Raw genomic sequence first — 8,029 nt, forward strand, 5'->3', positions numbered from 1 at the left:
TCAGACAATTTCCGCGTCATAACCCATGAAAAAATTCGGGTTTTGGGGTAGCAGCGGTATAACCCTGACGTCTGGTTGAAGGCACTTGGGGCGACGGGCTTGAATCTATGAAGTCACAGTGTTCAAGTATCATCTGTGTTTGAAGCTTGAATAGTACACTTCTCACTGAGGTTACTCTATCAGTGGAAGCTATATTAATCCTGAGGACACGCGTCGTGTTACGTATTTTAGTTCTGACAATTAGCGGTTTTGCAGCGCATTCTTTAAGTGCGCAGAACGTGTCCACGACAACGTTTGGCACCCCGGGTCTTGTCGATATGCCAAGTGCGCAAAGCGCGCCTGATGCAGAACTCTCGACATCGCTGTCTTATGCCAAAGGTGCGACACGCACCACGCTCAGCTTTCAAATCACACCGCGCCTGTCGGGCAGCTTTCGCTATTCCGGCATCGAAGGCATTGGCTCCAAAGGGACGCTCTGGGATCGCTCGTTTGATCTGCGTTACCGCCTTGTGGACGAGGGCAAGTATCGCCCCGCCATTGCGATTGGTCTGCAAGATTTCATCGGAACAGGTGTCTATTCAGGCGAATATCTTGTCGCGAGCAAAACCCTCGCTTCCACCATCACTGTGACAGGTGGTATCGGATGGGGACGCTATGGCTCGCACAATGGATTTGCCAATCCGCTGGGGGGACTGAGTTCAGGCTTCAACACCCGTACCACGGATTTTACCCGCACAGGCGGGATCATTGAATCTGCGAAATGGTTCCGCGGGGATGCGGCCTTTTTCGGGGGGATCGCGTGGCAGGCCACACCCAAGCTGACGCTCAAGGCGGAATATTCTTCGGATGCTTACGTTCAAGAGGTCAACAGCGGAGCTCTCACGCGGCGTTCGCCCTATAACTTCGGGCTTGATTACCAGATCGTCAAAGGTATCCATCTGAACGCCAGCTATCTGTATGGCACGGAATTCGGCCTTGGCTTCACCGTCAAGCTGAACCCCAAAGAACCCGCTGTCATCGGTGGCGCTGGCAAAGCGCCCCAGCCGGTGCGCGTGCGCTTGCCCGACAACATCAACAACCTTGGCTGGACCACGATTCCCAACGCGCAAAAGAACCTGCGCAAAGCCACGCAGGATCTGCTCGCCAAAGAAGGTCTGGCGCTGGAAGCGATGTCGATTTCCAGCAGCACCGTCACACTGCGCCTGCGCAACGAGCGTTACCTCGCCAGTGCCGAAGCCATCGGTCGTACCGCGCGGATCCTGACCCGTGTGATGCCGGATTCCGTTGAGACCTTTAAGATCATCCCGATTGCGCGCGGCATTCCGCTCTCTGAGATCACGCTCAAGCGTTCTGACCTCGAAGTGCTTGAACATGATGGCAACGGCGCGGCTCTGTCTTATGCCGCCGCCAAGATCACCGATGCGGCAAACTCGTCCAAAGAGCTAATTTTCCGCGAGGATCTCTATCCAAAATTCACATGGGGCATCGGCCCTTACATCCGCTCCAGCTATTTCGATCCCGATAGTCCTATTCGCGCCGAAGTCGGTGTCAAAGCCAGTGCGAGTTATACGATCACACCGGGACTTGTGCTGTCAGGTGAGATATCCAAACGCGCCGTGGGCAACATCCACACCGCCACGCGCCGCTCGGACAGTACGATCCGCCGTGTGCGCTCGGATGGGGCGCTTTACAATCAAGCGGGTGATCCGGCGATCAATGATCTCACGCTGTCCTATCACTTCCGCCCGGGCAAGAACCTCTATGGGCGTGTCACGGTCGGGTATTTGGAAACCATGTATGGCGGTGTCTCGACAGAGCTTTTGTGGAAACCTGTGGACAGCCGCCTTGCGATTGGGCTTGAGGCGAACCTGCTGCGTCAACGCGATTTCAATCAGCTCTTTGGCTTTCAGGATTACCAAGTCGCCACAGGCCATCTGACGGCCTATTGGGACATGGGAAAAGGCTTTCACAGCCAGCTCAGTGTCGGGCGTTATCTGGGTGGTGATCTGGGCGGCACGCTAAAGCTGGAGCGCACGTTCAAGAACGGCTGGCGCGTGGGCGCTTATGCGACGATCACCGATATCCCGTTCAGCGATTTTGGCGAGGGGTCTTTTGACAAAGGGCTGCTCTTTACTGTGCCGCTCGATCACTTCGTGGGCTCGCCTACGGGACGTACGTTTGACTCCATTATTCAGCCGCTCTCACGCGATGGCGGGGCCCGCGTGAATGTCGATGGACGGCTTTATGGCACAGTTCAAAACCACCATGACAAAGCCCTGAAAGATAGCTGGGGGAGGTTCTGGAGATGACGCGTTTCACTCTCATTGCGGCACTGGCCTGCACATTGTTGCTCAGCGCTTGTGGGACAGCCAGCGATAATCCTTTGCGCGCGACGCTGTTTAAAAATCTCCAACAGTTGGTCAGCAAGAAGGGCCAGCAACAAGTGTTGACCACTGCTATCTTGCGGACGCGTCTCACGCCTGAGGTGCGCGCCAGCATCGGTGCGCCGGTTGTGATCGCCGAACTCCCGACCCTCAAAGTGGCGGCCGTTATGGCCGAGGTTGCGCGCAATGGCGGTGTGACCACGTGGCAAGGAAACGACGGTGTTGGTCTCAGCACGAAGTCCGGCCTTTTGATCAGCACACGTGGCATTGGCTTTGATCTGATGAGCAGTTCTGTGGAGGGGCCTTTGGCGATGATCACAGGGCAGGGTACAGGGACTGCGATCCGTGATCACCGTCATCTGGACGGCGAAGATCAAGAGGTTCTCACCCGTTTTGAATGCACCTATTTGCACAGCAAACACCATGTTTCGGAAAACTGCGCGAGCAAGAAACTGACGATCACGAATCAATATTGGCTTGATCAATCAGGCGATATCTGGCGCTCTCAACAGTGGGCAGGCGTGCGCAACGGGTATATTTTGTTAGAAATTCCGCCCGAGTAAGGCCCGAATGATACCTGAGTGATGCTGAAATTCGGCACTTCTGGTGAAATTTAGGCGAATATTTGTGAATCAAGCACATCTTGTGGGTTTGCACTTGTTCAGCCCTATGGATTCGATTTATCCTGCGCCCGCATGCATGCACTATTAGTTTGGAGTACCCATAATGAAACTTATTACAGCTCTTTCCACAGCTGCCGTACTGGCGCTGTCCGTTTCTGCCGTTAACGCGCAGGTTATCGTTGTTCCAGGTGCCGCTGGCGCTGGCGCAGGTGCCGGTGCAGCAGTTGGCGCAGGTGCCGGTGCAGCAGTTGGCGCAGGTGCCGGTGCAGCAGTTGGCGCAGGTGCCGGTGCAGCAGTTGGCGCAGGTGCCGGTGCAGCAGTTGGCGCAGGTGCCGGTGCAGCAGTTGGCGCAGGCGTTGGTGTTGGTGTTGGCGCAGGCGTTGGTGTTGGTGTTGGTGTTGGCCTTGGTGGTCTCGCAGCGACGACAACAGCTTTGGCAGTCGTTGGTGCAACAGCTGCCGTAACGCTTGGCCTGTCGGCTCAAGAAGGCGGCGCAGCACCTTCCACTAACTAAGCGTTAGTCGGATACAAGTTTAAAGGGCGTGTGCTGAAAAGCGCGCGCCCTTTTTCTATGGGGGCCACAACACAGGTTGCAAAGCAATGTCATCACAACGCTTGCCGCAATAGGGTGGCTTACTGTATCTTAAAATAAGGTTATTTTATTAAGTCCATTTTTTTGATCTTAACGCTAAATCGGAAGTATTATGGAACGCCAGCTTCGAGATATGCCGCGTAGTGTCAAAGGACTGCTTTGGCTTTTCATAGACTCTCTTCTTGTTCCGCTCGCACTTTATCTGGCGTTTTCGCTACGTCTTGGAACACCGTCCAGCTTTCCAATGATGCAAAGTGCTTGGGGGTTGTTCCCTCTTCTGACGATACTGGGTGGCGTAGCATCCTACAGTTTCAGACTGCACCGTATTCAACTCCATTCGTTTGATGCTTTTGCGATGCGGCGCATTGGCTCCGTGGCTCTGGTGCTGACGGTTGGCGCAACGATGCTAAGCTACATGCTGGGCCTTTGGGCACCGCGCTCTGTTCCACTTATCTTTGGTGCGGTTTATTTTCTGGCGACGATATCAGCACGCCTCCTTGCGCTAGCATTGATACAAGCAGTTCTTGGCCGGATCGGTGATGCGATGCCTGTTGCCATTTATGGAGCCGGTGTTGCAGGCATTCAGCTTGCATCTGCCCTGCGGCAGTCACGCGATGTCCGGCCCATCCTTTTTGTAGATGATAATCCGGCTCTTTGGGGTGTGCTCATCTCCGGAATGCTCGTTCAAAAGCCGGCAACCCTGTCGAATTTGGTGGTCGACGGCACAATTAAACGTGTCTTGCTTGCAATGCCCTCGATCAGTGCAACGCGACAAAGCAAGATCATGACCACTCTCGAAGGTCAGAATTGCGAAGTTTACGTGATGCCTTCTTATGTGGATCTGGTGACTGGCAAAGGTTTGTCCGACTTCACAGCTCCGGTCTGCCCAGATGCTTTGCTCGAGCGCGACAAGGTCGATCTCGATATCCCCGACGTAGCAAAAGCCTATGCAGGGCGTACCGTTCTTGTGACCGGTGCTGGCGGGTCTATCGGCGCCGAGCTTTGCCGCCAGTTGATTAGCATTCAACCCGCACATATCGTGCTTTTCGAGCGCTCCGAATTCGCTCTGTACCAAATTGATCGCGAGCTGCGCTCTCTCGTGGATCCCACCAATATTCAGATTACGACCCGGCTGGGTTCTGTGATCGACGCGCCCCGCGTCGAAGAGGTTTTGCGTGAAACAAATGTGGATATCATTCTCCATGCAGCCGCCTATAAGCACGTCCCGCTTGTTGAAGAAAACGAACTTGAGGGTGCGCGCAATAACATCTTTGGAACCCAAATCGTTGCTGAAGCTGCGCAAGCTGCAGGCGTAGAACGCTTCATCCTGATTTCTACCGATAAGGCCGTGCGCCCCACCAATATTATGGGGGCAACGAAACGCCTTGCTGAATTGATCGTACAGGATCTTCAGACACGCAGCACGCACACAAAATTTTCCATGGTGCGCTTTGGCAATGTACTGGGCAGCTCTGGCTCAGTCCTGCCACTTTTTGAGCAGCAAATCCGCCGAGGTGGTCCTGTGACCGTGACCCACCCCGATGTAACGCGCTTCTTTATGACGATCCCCGAAGCGGCCCGTTTGGTTCTTTTAGCTGGAGCGTTTGCAACAGGCGGCGATGTCTTTGTGCTGGATATGGGCAAACCAATGAAAGTGATTGAGATTGCACGCCGGATGATAACCCTCTCTGGTCATCGCGTTCTGGAAAACGGCGAAGGCGACATAGAGATCGAGATCATAGGTCTGCGCCCTGGTGAGAAACTCTACGAAGAATTACTGATCAATGACAGTAGTCTGAGGAGCACACCACACGATAAAATCCTGCGGGCAGAAGAAGTAATGCTAAGCCAGATCGAGGTTGCGGCCATTTTGCGAGAATTGAGCAAAGCGTTAGAAGCCAGAAATGCACAGGCGCTGCGCAAACTCATCGAGAGCCGCGTAGACGGCTATCATCGCCAAGAAGCAGTTACACAGATTACGACCAAGCTTTAGTTCGATGTTGTCTTTCTGCTTTCAGCCTCAAGCCGTACATATTTTCTGAACTTGAGTATTTCTGTACGGATATCATTCCTCAAACATTTCTGCTGCACACATGCTCTTTGGACGTAGAAAATATTCTACGTGCTTTGCTCACACGACGCTTCATTCTCCTTAGGGTAGAGCAGGCGAATACAGGACGTTCTTGACCTCTCCATCCAGCAATATCCTCACGCCATTTTCAAAGGCCGTACCTGTAAGGTCACGTCCCGCACTCTGGCGTATGCATCAGAGGTTCAAAAGCGTAATAGACAACAATGGGAGAGATTTGCCGTCGGTGCGGCGCTCCCTTAGCTAGGATAAGAAGTGATACGCCAAACGTAGACAGTTTACTTCTAATTGAATATGAAAAAACTGGACAAAACTGATTTACACAACAAAGGATTTTCAAATGACATCTGTTGAGCCGGAAAAAATATACCATTCATCACGCGCTAAAAGACGCATTGGTCGCGTCTATGATGAATTTTCAAGGGGGCGAAACCCTTTTAGCCTTATTCCGACCTGTGGCATTGCTGACATCACAGATTCAGTTGAGAAAATTCGTGCCCTTTTTGACGAGTTCGGGATTGTAAAAATCAGGCGTCTCTATGGCGAAGATCAATCACAAGATTTGGCGAAGCTCTGCGAGAGCTTTTCGGGTCTTTCTCCCGAGGACTACAACGATGTTTTTCGGGGTAGCAAGCAATGGGCTAAAGGCGGCGCACCAGTCCTGAACGACGATCGTTTTTGGCCCTATGCGGGAGATCGAAAGCTCAAAAAAGTGTTGAATAAAATTTTGGGAGATAACAGCTTTGAGTTTGGCTCAGCGGTTGCCGTGCATTATTCTGCACGTGGCTTGCATCGGGATTATCGACCATTGGTCGAAAACGATAATTCCAGCTATGCTTTTACAAACCCCCAAAATCGCATTGTCCGTGTCCTACATTATTGTGCTGGGTCTGGTGGGTCTTTTGGATACATCCCATTCTCGCATGATCAGAACAAATTTGCAGAAGCCTGTAAAAAGGTGGGCGTGACCCAAGATACCGTTTGGTTTGACCAGCATCGCGAAACCCTTCGTCAAGCCCGTATTTCAAGAGATTTTGTTAAAGCCGACAATATCGAGCGTCATATTTGCTGGGCGAATGCCGACCCAGGTGATGTCATGGTGACAAATTCAGCCATGCTGCACTGTGGCGAGTATTTGACAGGGCCCCGTGCTTTCTTTGTGTCTTCATACGCAGATGCGAACGACGACACCATCAAGCGAGCGGCGGCCCCAATCAAAACCGATCTGGCGATTAAATATCATGAATATATGATCAAACGTGGATTTAAGGGCAGTAAAAAAGTGCTCTCCTTCGTGAAGGAAAGAGATGCCGCCGAGAAGGCCGCTCAAGCATAAGAACGCCATCCTATAAGAAAGTAGACTGCTGTTAGAGCACCTAGTTTGGGCAAATCTGGCAGCAGTCTACAAACTGACTCACCTCACAACGACGACGCGCATTCCAAAACAACACTGAGCGCGCTCTTAAGTTGCGAAGCCTATTTCGGGTGGCTCGCCTTTACATTCTTATGTCAGGCTCCCTCCAACCTATGCAGAGGTCACGCCTGATGATCCAAACAATCGGCCATGTCTCTCCTAAATTTTAGCGCTAAGAGACGGTTCAGCGTAACCAGCGGGGCGTGATCATTGCACTGGGCGAGAATGGGATGCGTTCATATTCTACGCCGTTGATTGTTTCCGATACGGGCAAGTTTGATCCTGCAGGGAGCGTGCAATAAACTTTGACCTGATACCCCGCGGTTGCCAGCGTTTGCGCCTGTTTCACGACACGGTAATCAGGATCGCAGGGGTTCGGAACCACCATAGCCACGCGGATGGGATGGGTCCCAAGGTCTAGGCTTTTGTAAACTGAAAGCAGCTTATCGCCCTGAGCTTCCCAGCTATAACGTTGTGATACAGCAAGCATACGCGCGCGACGCGATGCGCCCTTTTCAGAACTGCGTAAGATTGCTTCTAGCCCCTCACTAAAACTTTGCGCCGAGAAAGGATCATAACAAATGCCCAGATCATGAGTCGAAATGAATTCTGACATTTCCTCAAGATTTGCGCCCAGGATAGGCAGTCCCGCTTGAAGCGCTTCGAACAACTTGTTTGGCATCGCATATTGGTGGGACATGACATCAGGCAGGATCGGAAGAACTGCTATATCTGCATCACTGATAAAGCGGGCGACATCACTGGCAGGCACACTCGCATGAAAATGCAGCTGCGCACCCAGACCAAGCTGCACGGCACGCGCCTCAAGCTGACGGCGGTATGCAGGGGTCACTGAACCAACCAAAGACAGGTGAAGTGGTCCTACTAATTCGGACAGGTTTGTGGCTCAGCTAAGATGTAATCGGG

General features: G+C 52.6%; 6 protein-coding genes. 5 read left to right on the forward strand and 1 reads right to left on the reverse strand.

Translation table 11 applies throughout. The annotated features are described in order from the left end of the window. The first annotated feature begins 215 nt into the window (after positions 1-215). The 5 genes from PFRI_RS01930 to PFRI_RS01950 all read left to right on the forward strand — a co-directional run bounded on the left by PFRI_RS01930 (position 216) and on the right by PFRI_RS01950 (position 7,024). A complete protein-coding gene (locus PFRI_RS01930) occupies positions 216-2,309 on the forward strand; it encodes a YjbH domain-containing protein (RefSeq protein ID WP_170124906.1) in 2,094 nt (697 codons plus the stop codon). Continuing rightward, positions 2,306-2,947: a YjbF family lipoprotein gene (locus PFRI_RS01935; protein ID WP_072629081.1), complete on the forward strand. Its 642-nt coding sequence runs from the start codon at positions 2,306-2,308 to the stop codon at positions 2,945-2,947. Before PFRI_RS01930 ends, PFRI_RS01935 begins: the two co-directional genes overlap by 4 nt. Positions 2,948-3,110: 163 nt before the next feature. Next, on the forward strand, positions 3,111-3,521 hold the full coding sequence (locus PFRI_RS21240; RefSeq protein ID WP_175549221.1) for a hypothetical protein: 411 nt from the start codon (positions 3,111-3,113) through the stop codon (positions 3,519-3,521). A gap of 190 nt (positions 3,522-3,711) precedes the next feature. After that, positions 3,712-5,592, forward strand: a complete 1,881-nt coding sequence (locus PFRI_RS01945; protein WP_072629082.1) for a polysaccharide biosynthesis protein — start codon at positions 3,712-3,714, stop codon at positions 5,590-5,592. 436 nt (positions 5,593-6,028) lie between these two features. After that, positions 6,029-7,024 carry a hypothetical protein gene (locus PFRI_RS01950; protein WP_072629083.1) on the forward strand — a complete coding sequence of 332 codons (996 nt, stop codon included), beginning with the start codon at positions 6,029-6,031 and terminating at the stop codon, positions 7,022-7,024. Between the two features lie 262 nt (positions 7,025-7,286). Here PFRI_RS01950 and PFRI_RS01955 read toward each other — a convergent pair whose 3' ends face one another. Continuing rightward, positions 7,287-8,000, reverse strand: a complete 714-nt coding sequence (locus PFRI_RS01955) for a glycosyltransferase (protein WP_084649561.1) — start codon at positions 7,998-8,000, stop codon at positions 7,287-7,289. Positions 8,001-8,029: the final 29 nt, after the last annotated feature.

This window comes from Planktotalea frisia, assembly GCF_001890925.1.
In the GTDB taxonomy this organism is placed as follows: domain Bacteria; phylum Pseudomonadota; class Alphaproteobacteria; order Rhodobacterales; family Rhodobacteraceae; genus Planktotalea; species Planktotalea frisia.

Excerpts from the sequence above, each read along its gene's own strand:
- PFRI_RS01935 (WP_072629081.1), top strand. The coding sequence starts at position 2,306 with ATGACGCGTTTCACTCTCATTGCGGCACTGGCCTGCACATTGTTGCTC.
- PFRI_RS21240 (WP_175549221.1), top strand. The coding sequence starts at position 3,111 with ATGAAACTTATTACAGCTCTTTCCACAGCTGCCGTACTGGCGCTGTCC.
- PFRI_RS01945 (WP_072629082.1), top strand. The coding sequence starts at position 3,712 with ATGGAACGCCAGCTTCGAGATATGCCGCGTAGTGTCAAAGGACTGCTT.
- PFRI_RS01950 (WP_072629083.1), top strand. The coding sequence starts at position 6,029 with ATGACATCTGTTGAGCCGGAAAAAATATACCATTCATCACGCGCTAAA.